Annotated in this window: 16 protein-coding genes and 1 other annotated feature; of the genes, 1 reads left to right on the forward strand and 15 read right to left on the reverse strand. The window is 46.6% G+C overall.

Annotation, left to right across the window (positions count from 1 at the left end):
• Positions 1-48: 48 nt before the first annotated feature.
• From QD47_RS03400 to QD47_RS03410, 3 genes are all read right to left on the reverse strand, one after another.
• Complete coding sequence (locus tag QD47_RS03400; RefSeq protein WP_044644803.1) at positions 49-1,017, reverse strand: S-layer homology domain-containing protein; 969 nt, start codon at positions 1,015-1,017, stop codon at positions 49-51.
• A gap of 205 nt (positions 1,018-1,222) precedes the next feature.
• The gene (gene argS, locus QD47_RS03405) at positions 1,223-2,947 is read right to left on the reverse strand and encodes an arginine--tRNA ligase (protein ID WP_044644804.1); all 1,725 of its coding nucleotides are present in this window, start codon (positions 2,945-2,947) and stop codon (positions 1,223-1,225) included.
• Between the two features lie 60 nt (positions 2,948-3,007).
• Positions 3,008-3,262 (reverse strand) — a binding site (T-box leader).
• A 78-nt stretch (positions 3,263-3,340) separates the two neighbouring features.
• The gene (locus QD47_RS03410; protein WP_044644805.1) at positions 3,341-3,670 is read right to left on the reverse strand and encodes a four-helix bundle copper-binding protein; all 330 of its coding nucleotides are present in this window, start codon (positions 3,668-3,670) and stop codon (positions 3,341-3,343) included.
• A gap of 260 nt (positions 3,671-3,930) precedes the next feature.
• Between QD47_RS03410 and QD47_RS03415 the strand changes: the two genes are divergently transcribed.
• Entirely contained in the window at positions 3,931-4,446 is a 516-nt protein-coding gene (locus tag QD47_RS03415; protein ID WP_044644806.1) for a MogA/MoaB family molybdenum cofactor biosynthesis protein, read from the forward strand.
• Between the two features lie 70 nt (positions 4,447-4,516).
• Here the strand turns inward: QD47_RS03415 and QD47_RS03420 are convergent, their stop codons facing one another.
• The 12 genes from QD47_RS03420 to rny all read right to left on the reverse strand — a co-directional run bounded on the left by QD47_RS03420 (position 4,517) and on the right by rny (position 16,444).
• Positions 4,517-5,980 (reverse strand): nicotinate phosphoribosyltransferase, encoded by a 1,464-nt coding sequence (locus QD47_RS03420; RefSeq protein WP_044644931.1) that lies wholly within the window; start codon positions 5,978-5,980, stop codon positions 4,517-4,519.
• A gap of 120 nt (positions 5,981-6,100) precedes the next feature.
• Entirely contained in the window at positions 6,101-6,667 is a 567-nt protein-coding gene (locus QD47_RS03425; RefSeq protein WP_044644807.1) for a cysteine hydrolase family protein, read from the reverse strand.
• A gap of 67 nt (positions 6,668-6,734) precedes the next feature.
• On the reverse strand, positions 6,735-7,523 hold the full coding sequence (locus tag QD47_RS03430; protein ID WP_152643760.1) for an NUDIX domain-containing protein: 789 nt from the start codon (positions 7,521-7,523) through the stop codon (positions 6,735-6,737).
• A 65-nt stretch (positions 7,524-7,588) separates the two neighbouring features.
• Positions 7,589-8,011, reverse strand: a complete 423-nt coding sequence (locus tag QD47_RS03435; RefSeq protein WP_044644932.1) for a PaaI family thioesterase — start codon at positions 8,009-8,011, stop codon at positions 7,589-7,591.
• Positions 8,012-8,133: 122 nt separating this feature from the next.
• Positions 8,134-8,586, reverse strand: a complete 453-nt coding sequence (locus tag QD47_RS03440; protein ID WP_044644809.1) for a YlbF/YmcA family competence regulator — start codon at positions 8,584-8,586, stop codon at positions 8,134-8,136.
• A gap of 83 nt (positions 8,587-8,669) precedes the next feature.
• Positions 8,670-10,223, reverse strand: a complete 1,554-nt coding sequence (gene miaB / locus QD47_RS03445; RefSeq protein ID WP_044644810.1) for a tRNA (N6-isopentenyl adenosine(37)-C2)-methylthiotransferase MiaB — start codon at positions 10,221-10,223, stop codon at positions 8,670-8,672.
• Positions 10,224-10,518: 295 nt separating this feature from the next.
• Entirely contained in the window at positions 10,519-11,091 is a 573-nt protein-coding gene (pduL, locus tag QD47_RS03450; protein WP_044644811.1) for a phosphate propanoyltransferase, read from the reverse strand.
• Between the two features lie 112 nt (positions 11,092-11,203).
• Entirely contained in the window at positions 11,204-12,307 is a 1,104-nt protein-coding gene (locus QD47_RS03455; RefSeq protein ID WP_044644812.1) for a low temperature requirement protein A, read from the reverse strand.
• 190 nt (positions 12,308-12,497) lie between these two features.
• Positions 12,498-13,511, reverse strand: coding sequence for a dipeptidase (locus QD47_RS03460; protein ID WP_044644813.1), 1,014 nt, complete (start codon positions 13,509-13,511; stop codon positions 12,498-12,500).
• Positions 13,512-13,637: 126 nt separating this feature from the next.
• Entirely contained in the window at positions 13,638-13,898 is a 261-nt protein-coding gene (locus QD47_RS03465; protein ID WP_044644814.1) for a stage V sporulation protein S, read from the reverse strand.
• A gap of 130 nt (positions 13,899-14,028) precedes the next feature.
• A complete protein-coding gene (locus QD47_RS03470; RefSeq protein ID WP_044644815.1) occupies positions 14,029-14,823 on the reverse strand; it encodes a TIGR00282 family metallophosphoesterase in 795 nt (264 codons plus the stop codon).
• Between the two features lie 76 nt (positions 14,824-14,899).
• Positions 14,900-16,444: a ribonuclease Y gene (rny, locus tag QD47_RS03475; RefSeq protein WP_014281153.1), complete on the reverse strand. Its 1,545-nt coding sequence runs from the start codon at positions 16,442-16,444 to the stop codon at positions 14,900-14,902.
• Between the last annotated feature and the right edge of the window lie 253 nt (positions 16,445-16,697).

Here is a 16,697-nt window from a genome sequence, read left to right on the forward strand (position 1 = left end):
CTGTTTTACTTTTTTCTAAACACATGCTTCGTGTGTAGGCTACAACTATTATTGGGCTACCGAGGTGCCTGATCCTGTAGGAGGAAAAACGGTTCCCTCTACCGCCTTAATCGTAACTTTATACTTGCTGTCCACCAGTGTACTGGTGTGGGTATCCGTAATGACCTGGATATTCATTTCCCCCGGCTTTGGGCTTGTCAGCTTGTAGTAAATCACTGCATTGGCGTCATCTACGTAGTCGATATGATCCACTTCAATGCCGTAACCGGGATTGGGTGCCTGCAAACGGGTTAATGTTACCTTGTTCTGCTGGTCATTCACCTTCTCTACACTCATACTGATACCATTTTGCTGGCCCGGATCTGAAGGCTCAGCCGGATTTTCTGGAGTGGATTCAATCGGTTTATGATTTTGCACAAATTCGGATGCATTATAGACCATCTCTGCTGCCTCCATTCGGGTTACTTTACGTTCCGGATTAAAGTTGCTCTTTTCATCTAATTTAGCAATTTTGGTCAACAACAGGAACTGAACCGCTTCGCTTGAATCTTGGTCCAGCTTCTTGCCATCCGCAACATTAATGTACATGCGGACTGTTGGATATTCTCCGGTTGCACTAACCGCTTTGTACAGTATATTCGCGAATTGTTCTCTTGTCATCTGAGTGCTTGGATCAATATCCGGTGATAAAGGAATTTGGTGTTGAGCCGCAATCCGGTAAGACTTGGCATACCATGCCGAAGACGGAATATTTGCGAAGGAACCCGTCGTGAAATCCGGCATAACTTGAAGATCCATCGCATTAACAACCATATGCACCCCTTGTGCATACGTAAGTGATTGATCAGGCGCAAACTTATCCTTCGTGATGCCCTGAATAATACCTTTGTTCTGAAGCGAACTTACAATCTTCTCCTGCTCTGTTCCTTTTATATCACGAAATGCAGAAGCTGACGTAGCCACTGCCAACGAACAGATCACCAGCAAAGCTGCTGTCACGCTTTTGTTTTTTTTCATGAGATGCACCTCCATATTTACTATGTTTCTTCTATACTTATCGACGCAATACTATCAACAAATGTTTCAGATACTCAAAAATTGATTGTAAAAAAAGCTTACGATACTTACAGTTAGTGTAACCCGTTTAACTCTTTTCTGCTCTCTTCCTAGGCTACATTTTAAAGATACCCACTTTGCGGGCACTCTTCCTCAGGCCATTTGGCTACATCCGATAGGGTGCTTTCAGACCAAGAAGTTGCAGCGTATGTGCCAAAATATCAGCCGTTTGTTCAGCCAACTGAATGCGCCACGGCCCACCCTCGACAATCCGTTCCTTGACGTAAAAGCGGTTGAACGCCTGCGCCGTATCCAGCGCAAACCTCGCGATAACCGAAGGTTCCAGTTGCCGAGCCGCACGTTCCAGTTGTCCCTGATAACGAACCAGTTGCTTAAGCAGCGCCCAGCCTGCATCCCCCAGCATTTCATCTGATGTATACGTTGAATCAGGTGCATGACGTTCCCCCGCGGGAACATCTATACTAGAACCAGCCAACGTATCAGTGCCAGCATGAGCTTTTTCCAAAAGACTGCGTATACGTGCATGTGTGTATTGTACATAAGGACCTGTCTCACCTTCAAAGGTTAACGCGTCTTCCAGTGAGAAATCCACTTCGTTCAGGCGGTTATTTTTTAAGTCGCCAAAAATGATCGCCCCGATGCCGACGTCCTCGGCTATTTCCTGTTGATCCTGTAAAGCGGGATTCTTCTGAGTGATGATAGATAGAGCGCGGGCTACCGCTTCATCCAGTACCTCTTCCAGCTTCACGACCTTGCCGCGTCTTGTGGACATTTTTTTACCTGCAAAGCGCATCAGACCAAACGGCACGTGCTCACACTGCTCCGCCCACGTCTCCCCTGCACGCTTTAGTACCGCAAACACCTGCCGGAAATGCAACTGCTGCTCTCCACCTACCACGTACAGCAACCGATCAACTTTCATAACCTCATGACGATAGATCGCCGTAGCCAAATCACGTGTCGGGTAGATGGTAGTCCCATCCTTTTTCAAAATCAGACAAGGCGGCAGTCCTTCATCCTCCAAACGCACCACAAGCGCACCTTCACTTTCTTCCAGCAAACCTTTCGTCCTTAATTGGGCAACAACCGCCTGCATTTTATCATTGTAAAAGCTCTCTCCCAGTACATGGTCGAATGTAATGTTCAGACGCTGGTACATGCGATCAAATTCTCGCAGGCTGACTTCAACAAAAAACTCCCATAGCCGCTTAGCCTCGCTATCTCCATGCTCCAGACGACGGAACCATTCACGACCTTCGTCCTCCAAAGACGGGTCATGCTCGGCTTCCTCATGAAAACGCACGTACAGCTTAAGTGACTCTCCAATCGGATCCTGCTGTAGCTGCTCTTCATTTCCCCATCTTTTATAAGCCGCAATTTGCTTACCAAACTGTGTTCCCCAATCCCCCAAATGATTCACACTAACCGGAACATACCCCGTTTCCCCGAGAATGCGGTACAGTGCAGCACCGATGACAGTAGAACGAAGATGGCCGATACCAAACGGTTTGGCAATATTGGGCGAAGACATATCAATCACTACCCGCTGTCCGTGTCCGAGATCTGGCTTGAAAAATTCGGGTTTTCTCAATTCAGCCAGCATCAGTGGAATATGAATGGAACGCCCCAGTGTTATATTTACATAGGCTCCTGATGCCGAAGCAGTCAGTCCTTCTTCACGATTTACTGCTTCCGCCAATTCCAACGCAATTAGCTGCGGAGCCTTCCGAAACTTTTTAGCCAGCAAAAAACAGGGAAACGCCACATCTCCCCATTCTGGCTGTGGCGGTACCTCCAATAAAGATGAAATCTCCTTTTCCTCCAAGCCTGTATGAGCGGAAATAGCTTGAATAGCGATCGACATCAGCATAGCCTTCTCTCCTTTTTTTCATTAGAATCTAACAAAAAAAGCTCCCGCCTCTTGAATTATTCAAGAGACGAGAACTTCAATATCCCCGCGGTACCACTCTTCGTAAATCGGATTGTGCAATGAACTATGCATAATCGCCGATTTCACTCTAATGACAAATAACGGTGTCTGCCGGGCTGAACTACTAACGGAACTCCGTGTTGGAACAACCGTCTCCCGGGTGCGCTTCACGTTGGGCCTCATACCGGCTTCCACCTTTTCCGGCTCGCTGTAATGATATGGCTCCCCTGCTACTCTCCCGTTCCAAGACGTTAATTCCCATCATTATACAAACCTATCCTGTAGAAAGCAATGTTTTATTTTCTGTTCAGGCGCTGACTCGATTTCATGTAATTACACAGCCACCATTTGGCGGCAAGCCTGAACACAACGGCGGCAGGCTTCTGCACATTGCTTGCAATGTGCATGGGCGTGCTTACCACATTCAGCAGCACATACCTCACAGGCTTTGGCACACAGCTCACAAATTTGCTCGGCAAATTCCGTTCCGCGTTCCAACATTTGAGCAGCAAACCCGCATATTTCTGCACATTCCCGGCTCACTCGAATACACTCGCGCAGCATAGCCAAATCATATTCCTTCAAGCTCGCCACGTAACAGACGTTGCAAGCGTTCATACTTTCCAGGCAAGCATCCACGCATTGTTGGTATGAATGTTTCATAATACATTACCTCCCTGTTGTTGACCCTGCTGTATTATTACCCGCCGACAATTGAGATTAATCAACCGTTGTTCACGCTTTCAACTTGACCAAACAAAAAATCCCGTCTTATGTAAGGAAGTGTACTATATTCCATCCCATCCGTGCAAGGGGATAAATCACACAACTCCCTATTGTCCGCTCCTGACTTGCACACCGACAATCATTCCTCTATTGTAAAAAGAGTATGTCTAACTATAGATTGAGGAGTGAGCATTGCAATGAATATATCTTCTGTAGAGGAGCATCGGCGGGAGGCCCCACAGCAGGTTAGCTGCATGGTTGTAACCGTCTCCGACACCCGCACCGTGGAAACAGATACTGGAGGACGTCTACTGGTAGATCTGTTGGAAACGAACGGCTATCAGGTGGTCCGATATGTTATCGTCAAAGACGACTATGATGGCATCCGGCAACTGGTATCCGAAGCCGCGGAACGCGATGACATTGAGGCTGTTCTTCTGACAGGCGGCACCGGTATTTCCCCGCGTGATACAACGTATGAAGCCGTATCCTCTCTGCTGTATAAGGAACTGCCCGGATTCGGGGAAATCTTCCGTTATTTAAGCTTTGCCGAGGATATTGGTTCTGCAGCGATATTGAGTCGTGCTGTAGCTGGCACCGTCGGCCGGACAGCCGTATTTTCTATGCCAGGCTCACGTGGAGCCGTCCGTTTGGCGATGGAGCGCATTATTATACCTGAGCTGCGGCATGTCATGAGGGAAATTTACAAATAACACACAGATTTTCCTCTTACGCTCTGAAACACAAAGAGGCACCCCATCATTTGCAGGATGCCTCTTAAAACTATTCCTTTTCTTCCACTTCTGGCTGCATATAGCTGTCGATCAGCTTTTGTTTCAGCCCCCATACCTTTTCACTGAGATTTACACGGTAAATTTCCGGGTTCATTTTCCGCAAATATTCCGGCCAGAACAGTTGCAGCTGGGAAGTATGGTATGCGCGAATTTCATCCAGCCCGGGAAGTTCATACACTTTCTGCCCATTTACGAAAATAGGCTCCAGCATCGGAACTGCCTCGTAATTTTCCACATACTTCTTCATGTACGGATGCAACGGGTTAAAGAGTTTCAGCCGCTTTCCATTGCGCGGACGGTCTTCGTCCGGAAAAGAAATATAATCGGCGACAGCTCTCCCTTTCTTCTTATCTATAATACGATATACATCCTTCTTACCCGGTGTGGATACCTTTTCCGGATTGCCCGAAATTTTAATCGTCGGCAGCATTTCGCCTTCTACTTCTCGTTCGACCAGCTTGTAAACCCCGCCCAATGAAGGTTGATCCGAAGCTGTAATGAGCTGTGTCCCCACACCCCATACATCGATACGCGCGCCTTGGGCCTTTAAGTTGAAAATTGTATTTTCATCCAAATCATTGGAGGCTACAATTTGTACGTAATCCAGCCCTTCGGCATCCAGCATTTCCCGAGCCTGAATGGATAAATAAGCCAAGTCACCACTATCCAGCCGGATCGAATTCATCCGTTTACCCTGACTCTCCAGCATCTTCGCTGTCCGAATCGCATGGGGAACGCCGCTCTCCAGCGTATCAAAGGTATCCACCAGCAGTGTGACCTGATCCGGTAAAACCTTCGCATACACGTCAAAAGCCTCCTGCTCGCTCATAAAGGTCTGCACCCATGAATGAGCATGTGTTCCCTTCGTCGGAATACCAAAATGCTCACCTGCCAGCATATTAGATGTCGCGTCAAAGCCCGCTACATAAGCTGCCCGTGCTCCCCAAATCGCCGCATCTGCTTCCTGCGCCCGCCGTGTTCCAAATTCCAGCAGCGTATCTCCGCTTGCAACCTGCTTGATGCGCGACGCCTTCGTCGCAATCAGCGTTTGGTAGTTCATAAAATTCAACAACGCTGTCTCAACCAGTTGTGTTTCCATAATCGTTCCTTCGACGCGTACCAGAGGCTCATTCGGAAAAACAAGCGCCCCTTCTTTCATCGAATGAACGGTTCCGCCAAACCTAAACTGGCGTAATGCCTCCAGAAACATGGGATCATACTTCTCCTCTTGCTCTGAGAGGTAACGGATATCCTCTTCTGTAAAGCGCAGATTTGCAATATAATTCACAATGCGTTCCAGACCTGCGAACACCGCATATCCGTTGCCAAAAGGCAGCTTGCGAAAATATGCCTCAAACACAGCTTTGCGCTGATGACTTCCGTTCACCCAGTGGGCGTACATCATATTAATTTGATATTTATCTGTATGTAATGCGAGGCTCGTTGACTGCATCATAATCATCCTCTCTGACTGTCCCCGGTTTTGCAGCGATGTACCCGCCTCATCCATCCGGATTCAGCAACATCCGACTCCATTTTGTTATCGGATATGGGTGCACAATCGTTAAGTAATTTACTTCTTCTGGCGTAAAATCGTATCCTCAGCCGACCATACGACGGCTCCTAGACTGCCCTGAAAATGACCCAAAGCCCAATCATGTCCGGTCTGATTAAAGCTCGCCACAGCGTCCTTGTATACCGTAATCGCGAATCCTTTGTTATAAGCGTCTACAGCCGTATGCAGTACACATATATCCGTGCATACATCGATCAAATGAACTTCCGTAATACCACGTTCACGCAACTTGAGTTCCAGATCCGTGCCAGCGAAGGCGCTGTATCGTGTTTTATCCATCCAATAGATGGAATCACTCTGTTCAGCATAAAGGTTATGGAGCTTGCCATACAAATCTCGTCCCCCGGTTCCACGAATATTATGTGGAGGAAACAGCTTGCTTTCCGGGTGATAAAGATCATTTTCTTCATGCAGGTCCACTGCCATTACGACAAAGTCCCCTTGATCCACATACGCCTGCGTAATGGCTGCCATCCGTTCATCCAGCTCTATTGCCGGTGGTCCAACAGGCAGACTGCCGTCCACAAAATCATTCGTGTAATCAATAACAATCAATGCCTTCATCGTTCAGTCAGCTCCTTCATCCTCAAGTTGGGGAGTGTGCGTTCTTTACGTGACCTACTACAATACATTAGGTGTAGATAGACAATCGCGGCACCCTGTCACTAAAACGATAAAGCTGTGCCGGTCTCTGTGAATACTGGTTGGAGCTGAGCAGTTTGCCATTCTCGTCCCGCACCTCTTCCAATATTCCCTGTCTGCTGCGAGTCGACGTTATTTTGCGAATAAAGTTCGGCTCTTCGAAATCCGGTACGACACTTTGAATGACCTGATACAGCTCGCCCAATGTAAAATGCAGAGGCAAAAACTGCTTGGCTATCGTCGTCTGGAGCATTTGCAACTGAATCTTCCGGTAGGCATCCACAATAATGTCCCGATGGTCAAACGCCAGCTCTAATTCCTCCAGCGCTTCACGGATCGTGAACAGCCCAACCTCGGAAGCATCATCCGCCGCTTGCCGCTGCTCCAGCATCCATTCCTCTACCAGTGCAAAAAACGCATGCGATATAATCCACCCGCGCGGATCACGCCCAGGTCCACTATACACACCTAGGTACTCCAGATGACCGCCGTCCACGCCGGTTTCCTCTAACAGCTCGCGCTTGGCAGCTCCGTAAATGGATTCATCTTCCTGACAAAAGCCCCCAGGCAACGCCCAACGTCCGGCAAACGGCCAACTACGACGCTTGATAAGCATTACCTTCAACTCACGGATCGGCAACGTCTTTGTCACCGTCTTGCGCTCCCGCTTGGTTAAGGTGAACATGACGATATCTGCCGGAGCACCATCGGGGGTGCGGTATTTCTTAATGTTATACGACGCTTTCTGCGTCTCTTCGTTTATACGTTCGTTATCCATTGGCATCACCACATTATATCGTTTTGATAAATTCATTATGACATAATAAAAAGTTTTGTCAAGAGTTAGGCATTACCCAATTGACCTGATTGTTTACGAAAGACTCGGAATGTCGCTGTAGCCATGCAGCCGAGTATTCCTTCACTATCCTTTACTTCCGCCTCAGTCGTTATGGTACGCCCCCCTTGATGGAGAATTCGTGCCTTAACCTCCAATCGCCCTTGTTTCATCGCTGACAGAAAATGAACGTTCAGATTCGTCGTCACACATAATTCCATATTGCGTGAAACCATACTAACCATTCCCATCGCCTGATCCATCAATGTTGTGAGCACACCCCCATGAACAATTCCCACCACATTGGTATGCTGCGGTCCAGCCTGTAAAGCGATATGAACCTCATTTGCATCAGCTTCGATTAATTCACATCCTAAATATTCCCAAAATGTGTTTACTTCACCTTCTACCAAACTACGTAAGATATCCATTCCCTTGTTTTCATCCTTTCTATGATGCCCCATTTCCTCTTGAGGTCTGGTACAGTACGTATGATTACAAGTTGCTCCTGAAAAAAAGGCGTGGAAGCTGAGCCTCCACACCATACATTATTCTAGTCACTGCAATTGGAGGAGGAAGTGCTTTTTCCCTCTTCCACATTCACCTTTTCGGCAACCGTATCACGAATCGCCATGATAACCATTTGCAGAAGCTCATTAATTTCTACCTGGCTTTGCTGAAACTCCGTTACAATCGGAATACCGTCAAGCTCTTCCTGAAGCTCCTGAAGCTCAGCCTCTATTTTGGCAATCATCGTCTGATTCTTCAAGGATTCGAAAGCCACAATTTCCTTTTGCTTTTTCTTCATTGCTGCAATCAGTTGCTGGATGCGCTGATGATCGCGGATTTTATCCTCTGCTTTCCGAAATACCTGCACTTCCTCACTGTTGCCCAAAATACCCGCCAACTCTTGTGCTTTCGCCAATATCATATCGCGATTGACCAAATGATCATGCTGGCGCGCCGCCGGTTGATGCTCTGACTGTTGCAACCGCTCCTCTGTCACTGTCCATCGCTCCTTTTCTCACTTATACAGTCGTACATGCAATTCATATTTGATCCACATGCAAACCTTGCTGTGCTATTTTGTTAACCGTTGACCGCCACGGCAGTTTGAACCAAATCACCCTTGATGTAAAAGGTCATAGGCTCCGTAATTTTCACCTGCACAAAGGTACCGATCAGATCCTTGGAACCTTCAAAATGCACCAGCTTATTGGAACGGGTCCGGCCTGCAAGCACCTCGCTGTTATTTTTGCTCTCGCCTTCCACCAGCACCTCAACCACCTCGCCACGCAGTCTACCGTTAAAGCGGAGGCTGTTTTCGTTCACCACATTGTTTAGACGCTGGAGACGCTCTTTTTTGACCGACATAGGGACATTGTCTTCCATGGACGCGGCTGGTGTACCTTCACGTGGCGAATAAATAAAGGTGTAGGCAAAGTCATAACCGACCTCGCGCACGAGAGAAACGGTATCTTCAAACTGTTCGTCCGTTTCGCCCGGAAAACCTACGATAATATCCGTTGTCAGCGAAGCATGCGGAACAGCCGCTTTGATCTTCGCCGCCAGCTCCAGAACGCGCTCACGTGTATATTTTCGGTTCATTTTCTTCAATATATCCGTATTGCCGGATTGAACAGGCAGATGGATATGCTCCACCAAATTGCCGCCCTTACCGAGTACTTCAACCAAATGGTCATCAAAATCACGCGGATGTGATGTTGTAAAACGTACACGCGGGATATTAATCTTACGCATATCGTCCATCAGATCCCCGAATCTGTAATTCATATCCTTTAAATCCTTGCCATAGGCGTTGACATTCTGACCGAGCAAGGTAATTTCCTTAAAGCCCTGACGTGCCAAATCCCGTACCTCAGCAATAACATCCTCGGGACGACGGCTTCTTTCCTTACCGCGTGTGAACGGAACAATGCAATAGGTGCAAAATTTATCGCAGCCGTACATAATGTTCACCCAAGCCCGCATACCCTCACGCTTCTTCGGCAGGTTCTCGATAATGTCGCCTTCCTTGGACCACACCTCGACCACCATTTCTTTGCTGAAGAGTGCTTCCTTGACGAGCTGCGGCAGGCGGTGGATATTATGGGTACCAAAAATCATGTCGACAAAACCGTGCTTTTGCAAAATCCGGTTGACGACACTCTCTTCCTGCGACATGCAACCACATACGCCGAGCAGCATACCCGGCTTCTCTGTCTTGAGATGCTTGAGGTGACCCAGCTCACCAAATACTTTGTCCTCCGCGTTTTCACGGATCGCACATGTATTCAGCAAGATGATGTCCGCTTCCTTACGATCCTCTGTCGCCTGATAACCCATTTGCTCCAGCAATCCTTTAATCGTTTCGGAATCATGCTCGTTCATCTGGCAACCGAATGTGTACACGATGTAATGCTTTCCCTCACCGATATGCTTCAGCTCATCCGGAACTGCATTATCGTACAATACCTGTACGTCCTCTTTACCGCGTTGCTTTTCTTTTCTATGATTCGGCTCCGCCATAATATTGATTTCACGTCCGCGAATGCGGATCTTCTTGCTATGCTCATCCTGAGAAATGATCTTTGCATCCGAGAAATCAAAATATTTGGAGTAATCTTTCGTTTCCTTGGCCATTCCTTTGGTCACTCCTTACACCATCTATTTCACGCCAATTACGCTTTTACTGTATCTTTACATATGGATAAATCTCTTTTAAGCCCGTAAAAACTCCTTTGAAAAACGCATTACACTAAATTATAGCATGATTTATAAGCCATCGCCATATATCCCCGTGAACGCATAATGGGTACACTGAGAATCTAATGTCCATATTTTTACATATGAACATTTTGAGAATCCTTAGTATGTAAAAAAGCCCGACTCTTTAGCAAGAATCGGACCCTTGGCCTTTCGGCATTATATACGTATATTAGTCTACGATTTCAGCGTTGTCACCGTTTTTCACACCGGCTCCGTTCGCTTCATCTGTATCAATGTGCATATCCAAAGCAAAAGAATCGGACACACGCGCAAGAACATTTTCGAATACAAGACCACGTTCGCCGCCGACACGTACTTTCAGCAACTGCTTGTCCTTAATGTCCCATTTCGCTGCATCAGACGTATGGAAATGAATATGACGGGCAGCTACGATTACGCCCTCTTGCAGTTCCACTTCTCCAACTGGTCCTTTTACTGTGATTCCTGGTGTTCCGTCAATGCTGCCAGATTCGCGTACAGGCGCTTTTACCCCAATAGCAAAGGAATCTGTGCGAGAGATTTCAAGCTGGGAAGCCGGACGAGCGGGTCCCAAAATACGAACCTTATCAAATTGGCCCTTAGAACCAATTACGGCTACCGTTTCATTTGCGGCAAATTGTCCTGATTGGGACAATGGTTTAAATTCAGTCAGTTGATAGCCTGCTCCAAACAAAATTTCAATATGCTCTTGAGTCAGGTGAATATGGCGTGCGGAAACGCCGACAGGTACGATTTTACTCATCGTATGGTCACTCCTTTTTCTCTATACAATACTTTACACATCTATGCTATTATACTCCTACTTTGCCAAGAAAGAAAAGGAGAGCGGGACAAAGTTCAGTTTTTCGCCCTATTCAGCCTTTAATATCGTGAACTGTCATTTTAGCGAACAGGATAAAGAACAGCATGATTTCAGCTACGATGAGATGAGAGGGAACAACAATAAATATGTTAAGGATAAACAAGACACAGAGGACTCCAGTTAAGAAAAAAATGACTCTAAGGCTTGGTTTAAGATGACTTAATCTGTAGCGATGGAATACCAGCAAAACCGACAAAAAGTAAATAAGTACAGAAGCAAAGGTAAAGCAAAGTACAAAGATATAGGCTACTTGTCCCAAAAACAAGAGCTGTATCGAAGCAGCTAGCATGCTAAGTGAAAGATAAATAAACAAATGACCATACATAATAGTCTGTCCTGCTGTTTGTTTTGATTTATCTACGTGCTTCTCCATATTCTCAAAATATTGCCACCAGATTGCGATGACTAATACAAAAGCCAAGGCAGCAAATACAACGGAAGAGACCGTAAAATGATCAGATTGTAAAACAGAAAGCATACTGATCACCGATTCGCCAAGCAGGATTAAGGTGAACTGTGCAAAGCGCTCTAATAGATGCTCCGTATGGATAGGTGTGATCACCAATTTTTTACGACCCATCAAAGGAACGAGGATATCAACAGCAATGCCGACATATAAAATCAAATATCGAACCCAAGAGTCAAAAAAGAGGGAGAAACTGGAGATGACTATTCCGATCCAAAAATAGGTACCGAAAAAACGAGCTGTTTCCTGTTTATGAGCCGTTTCTTTGGGTGCCGAAAGTAAATATTGAACGGCAGTCAAGCCTCTTAAACCAATATAGCCAACAAAAAAAGATACATAATACGCGTCAAAATCTATATTCAAGCTGGCGGTCATAATTAACACGAAAAACAATTGCAGGATCATAAAGATTCGATGCGTCATACTGTCTTGACCAAAACGGTTGTTGTAGACAGTTTGTCCCACCCAAGCCCACCATATCGGAATAAAAATCAAAATAAACTTTGCCAGATGCTCCAAAGAAATACTACCATGTTCAACATGTAGTAAAACATGAGTGGCCTTGGAGACAGCGGCTACGAACAATAAGTCATAAAAGAGTTCAAGCCAGGTAACCTTTTTTATCAACATTATGTAATGGAGCTCCCCTCTGATATGGCGGTACAGCATGGTAACTCGTCAAGCTCGCTCCAAATGTCTGTCATATTTCGGCAAGCGTTATTTTAGCACCATACCATTCTAGGATGCTCCAATTATTTCGTAATATATCTGGCTTTGTCAAGGGTGTGCGTAACCAAAAATAACTGCTATAAATAGCTATTTAAGAAGACATTTTAGAAGGCAGATTCGTTTGCAAATATTCCAGCGCATGTCCTCCCAGCCACCCCTTGACCAGCTCCTCAGGATAATGCTTCAGCAGCAGTTCTGCAAAACCCGGATATTTCCCCGGATGCTCCAGCCCTTGCACATGATGCTCGATACCGTCAAAATCAGATCCGAACATCAAATGACGTTCGCCGCCTAGTGAACAAATATGTTCAATGTGTGGCAACAAATCCTCAGCGGTCACCGTACCCTGCTCTTTGAGAAACATCGTGACGAAAGTCAAACCAATCCGTCCGTTACGCGCGATCAACGCACGAATCTGTTCATCCCGAAGATTACGTGGGTGAGGACATACCGCGAAGGCGTTGGAGTGCGAAGCAATCGGCGGTTGAGCCGCCTCCTCCAGCACCTCCCAGAAGCCTTGTACAGACAAATGCGATACATCTAGTAGCAAACCTAATTCATTACAGCGCTTGACCAACTCATGCCCCTTGCGAGTCAGTCCGCCACCCCTCTGCTCCATAATGCCGTCAGCTGCCCAATTTGCATAATTCCACGTCAGCCCGATCAATCGGATTCCCAAGGCATAGCACAGTTCAGCATAAAATGGATTTCCTTCCAGCGCTTCCACTCCCTCCAGCGATAGCAGAGCCCACGGTGATCCTTGATGTTGTTTTATTTCATTCCCTTCCAGATGTCCCACTGATGTATCCTTACGTTCTTCCAAGTCTTCCTTCCACAATAGCGGCTTCAACCCGACAGATGGGGATATCATATGCTGTCTGAAGAGTTCAACCTGACGAATTACATGCTCAAATCTTGGCGTACCCAGCACCTGGGAAATATATATAGCGAATGTCTGCAAGTTCACATGGCCTTCTAACAAACGCTCTCTTGTAACATCAAGCGAGGGATGACTGAAATCCACCTGCGGGTTAAGCTGCATCTTACACAACACATCACAATGCAAATCGGCAATCGACCATTTCATGTGTGGTTTACTGTTCATGCATCTTACCTCCATTCATAGATTACAGCGTGATGAAGTTATCTTACAATCTATGTAATAAAAGGCGACTTCCATGCAAAAAAGCCCGTTTACACCATCGTAAACAGGCTCAACAACTAATATTTATTATCTTGGCTCTACAATCAACTTGATTGCAGTCCGGTCTTCTCCGTCAATAACAATATCCGTAAAAGCAGGAATACAAATCAAATCCACTCCGCTTGGTGCGACAAATCCCCGGGCAATGGCTACAGCTTTAACGGCTTGGTTCAGTGCACCTGCTCCAATCGCCTGCAATTCGGCATTTCCGCGTTCACGCAGTACTCCTGCGAGTGCGCCTGCAACTGAATTAGGATTGGATTTTGCTGATACTTTTAATACATCCATAGTAAGTACCTCCCCTGGGAATGATGATGGTTTGATTCCACTATTAGATGTTATTCGAGGGTCAGCAAAAAATTCCTGCTTTTTGGTGACAGTTTTCCTTATTCTTTCCTTAAGCAGTTTCCAAAAAAGGTTAATCCATCCGCCATTCATCTTCTTTGAGTCTAATTTTCTGAATTTTACGTGCCATACCGTCGGTGTCATTCAACTCTACGCTAACTGCGTGAAAATGCCATTTTCCGTTGTCCGGTTGAAAACGTACCGGAAGCTGAGTCTGAAATTTCTGCAACACGGCGTCTCTCTGCATGCCAAGTACTCCTTCATAGGGACCTACCATGCCCACATCTGTCTGATACGCAGTTCCTTGCGGTAAAATCGTATCATCGTTGCTCTGCACATGGGTGTGTGTACCAACAACAATTGAAGCACGGCCATCTAGATGCCAACCCATAGCGATTTTTTCCGATGTCGCTTCGGCATGAAAATCAACCAGAATGTGCTTATGCTTCTTGCGCAATTCATCTACGATCTCATCTGCTGCACGGAACGGGCAATCGATGGGTGGCAGAAAGGTTCTGCCCTGCAAGTTAACGATCGCCAGTTCCTTGCCTCCACCTTTCACCACGGTATAGCCTCGCCCCGGCGTTCCTGGCGGGAAGTTTGCTGGACGTATGATACGCGGCTCATCATCTATAAAATCAAATATATCCTTATTGTCCCAAGTATGATTACCCATTGTAATACCATGTACGCCCCAATCAAAAAATTCTCTGGCGATGGCTGGAGTAATACCTCTTCCTGAAGCTGAATTTTCCCCGTTCACGATAATAATATGCGGGTTGTATTTTGATTTTAGCGAAGGGAGATTTTCCCTTAATGCCTTTCTGCCTACACTACCGAAAATATCTCCAATAAATAGTACGTTGATAGAAAACCCTCCCTGGTATGCCTTACATAATGAAAAGTGGCCCTACAAACAGCGGCCACTTTTCGTTAAATTGCTTTTATTTTGCGTATTCTACCGCGCGGGTCTCGCGAATGACGGTAACCTTGATATGCCCTGGATAATCCAGTTCATTTTCAATCGTTTTCGTTATATCACGAGCCAGTCGGAATGCTTCCGCATCATCAATTTTCTCTGGCTGCACCATGACGCGGACTTCGCGTCCAGCTTGAATGGCGTACGATTTTTCCACGCCTTCAAAAGACTCGGAAATGCGTTCCAGCTTCTCAAGACGACGGATGTACGTCTCCAGTGTTTCACGCCGCGCTCCCGGTCTTGCTGCCGACAGGGCATCTGCCGCCCCAACCAGCATAGCAATCACTGAAGTCGCTTCGCAGTCGCCGTGATGTGAAGCAATACTGTTGATGACGACCGGGTGTTCCTTGTACTTCTTCGCCAGTTCCACGCCAATTTCAACGTGTGATCCTTCCACTTCGTGATCCAGCGCCTTCCCGATGTCATGCAGCAACCCTGCCCGTCTTGCCAGTGTAACGTCCTCGCCCAGTTCTCCGGCCATCAGACCTGTCAAGTATGCAACTTCCATCGAGTGCTTCAATACGTTCTGTCCGTAGCTTGTACGGAACTTGAGACGTCCCAGGATCTTGATTAAATCCGGATGCAGGCTATGCACCCCCACCTCGAAGGTGGCCTGTTCGCCATACTCGCGGATTCGTTCATCCACTTCTTTACGGGATTTTTCCACCATTTCTTCAATACGAGCCGGATGTATCCGTCCGTCCGCTACGAGCTTCTCAAGCGCAGTACGCGCAATCTCTCTGCGAATCGGATCAAATCCGGACAAAATAACCGCTTCCGGCGTATCATCAATAATGAGGTCAATTCCCGTAAGGGTTTCAAGCGCACGGATATTACGGCCTTCACGTCCGATAATCCGGCCTTTCATTTCTTCGTTCGGCAACGTGACAACGGAAACCGTCGTTTCCGCCACATGGTCCGCTGCACAGCGTTGGATGGCCAGTGTGATGATTTCACGAGACTTTTTGTCCGCTTCCTCTTTGGCCTGTTGCTCAATTTCCTTAATCATCTGAGCAGTTTCATGACGAACTTCCTGCTCTACGTTGGACAGAATAATACTTCTCGCATCTTCCGTCGTCAGATTGGAAATACGCTCCAGCTCAGTTACCTGACTCTTGTAAATCAAATCAATCTGCTGCTGGGTTTCATCGATTCGTTTCTCTTTGTTGGCCACTTGTTCTTCTTTACGTTCCAGCGATTCCAATTTTTTATCCAGCGATTCTTCTTTTTGCAGCAATCTTCGTTCCTGTCGTTGAATTTCATTCCGACGCTCACGAGTTTCTTTTTCAGCTTCGGCACGGATGCGGTGAATTTCATCTTTCGCTTCCAATACCGTTTCCTTCTTCAGCGCTTCTGCCTCTTTTTTCGCGTTCTCCACGATTTGCGCGGCAGCTTCTTCCGCACTGGAGATTTTAGCTTCTGCAATAGATTTGCGAATAAAATAACCAATCCCGAACCCAAAGAATAACGCGGCTACAGCAACGAGAACGAACCAGATCGCAGTCATCATCATACTGTTCACCTCCCCGTTGGTTCCTCCAAGGCATTCCTTGGGACTTTTTGCAATTGTCACATTAGCTTTGATCGTCAAACTAAGATAACAGCACGCGGTCGTTTCATTTCATATGCACATGCTTTCACATGTACAATTCCGCCTGGCATAGCGGCATCACTTGTTATTTGGCGATGAGAACGTACCCATGGACTCCGCTTTTTTGGAAGGAAAAAGGGTGTTCCACAAGCATCGTTTCATATATATTTTA

Source organism: Paenibacillus terrae, assembly GCF_000943545.1.
Taxonomy (GTDB): domain Bacteria; phylum Bacillota; class Bacilli; order Paenibacillales; family Paenibacillaceae; genus Paenibacillus; species Paenibacillus terrae_A.

Bases quoted from the DNA above. Each gene is read 5' to 3' on its own strand.
- QD47_RS03455 (WP_044644812.1), bottom strand. From the start codon at position 12,307: ATGTTGATAAAAAAGGTTACCTGGCTTGAACTCTTTTATGACTTATTG.
- argS (WP_044644804.1), bottom strand. From the start codon at position 2,947: ATGCTGATGTCGATCGCTATTCAAGCTATTTCCGCTCATACAGGCTTG.
- pduL (WP_044644811.1), bottom strand. From the start codon at position 11,091: ATGAGTAAAATCGTACCTGTCGGCGTTTCCGCACGCCATATTCACCTG.
- QD47_RS03430 (WP_152643760.1), bottom strand. From the start codon at position 7,523: ATGGATAACGAACGTATAAACGAAGAGACGCAGAAAGCGTCGTATAAC.
- QD47_RS03435 (WP_044644932.1), bottom strand. From the start codon at position 8,011: ATGGATATCTTACGTAGTTTGGTAGAAGGTGAAGTAAACACATTTTGG.
- QD47_RS03410 (WP_044644805.1), bottom strand. From the start codon at position 3,670: ATGAAACATTCATACCAACAATGCGTGGATGCTTGCCTGGAAAGTATG.
- QD47_RS03400 (WP_044644803.1), bottom strand. From the start codon at position 1,017: ATGAAAAAAAACAAAAGCGTGACAGCAGCTTTGCTGGTGATCTGTTCG.
- QD47_RS03465 (WP_044644814.1), bottom strand. From the start codon at position 13,898: ATGGATGTATTAAAAGTATCAGCAAAATCCAATCCTAATTCAGTTGCA.
- rny (WP_014281153.1), bottom strand. From the start codon at position 16,444: ATGATGACTGCGATCTGGTTCGTTCTCGTTGCTGTAGCCGCGTTATTC.
- QD47_RS03425 (WP_044644807.1), bottom strand. From the start codon at position 6,667: ATGAAGGCATTGATTGTTATTGATTACACGAATGATTTTGTGGACGGC.
- QD47_RS03415 (WP_044644806.1), top strand. From the start codon at position 3,931: ATGAATATATCTTCTGTAGAGGAGCATCGGCGGGAGGCCCCACAGCAG.
- miaB (WP_044644810.1), bottom strand. From the start codon at position 10,223: ATGGCCAAGGAAACGAAAGATTACTCCAAATATTTTGATTTCTCGGAT.
- QD47_RS03420 (WP_044644931.1), bottom strand. From the start codon at position 5,980: ATGCAGTCAACGAGCCTCGCATTACATACAGATAAATATCAAATTAAT.
- QD47_RS03460 (WP_044644813.1), bottom strand. From the start codon at position 13,511: ATGAACAGTAAACCACACATGAAATGGTCGATTGCCGATTTGCATTGT.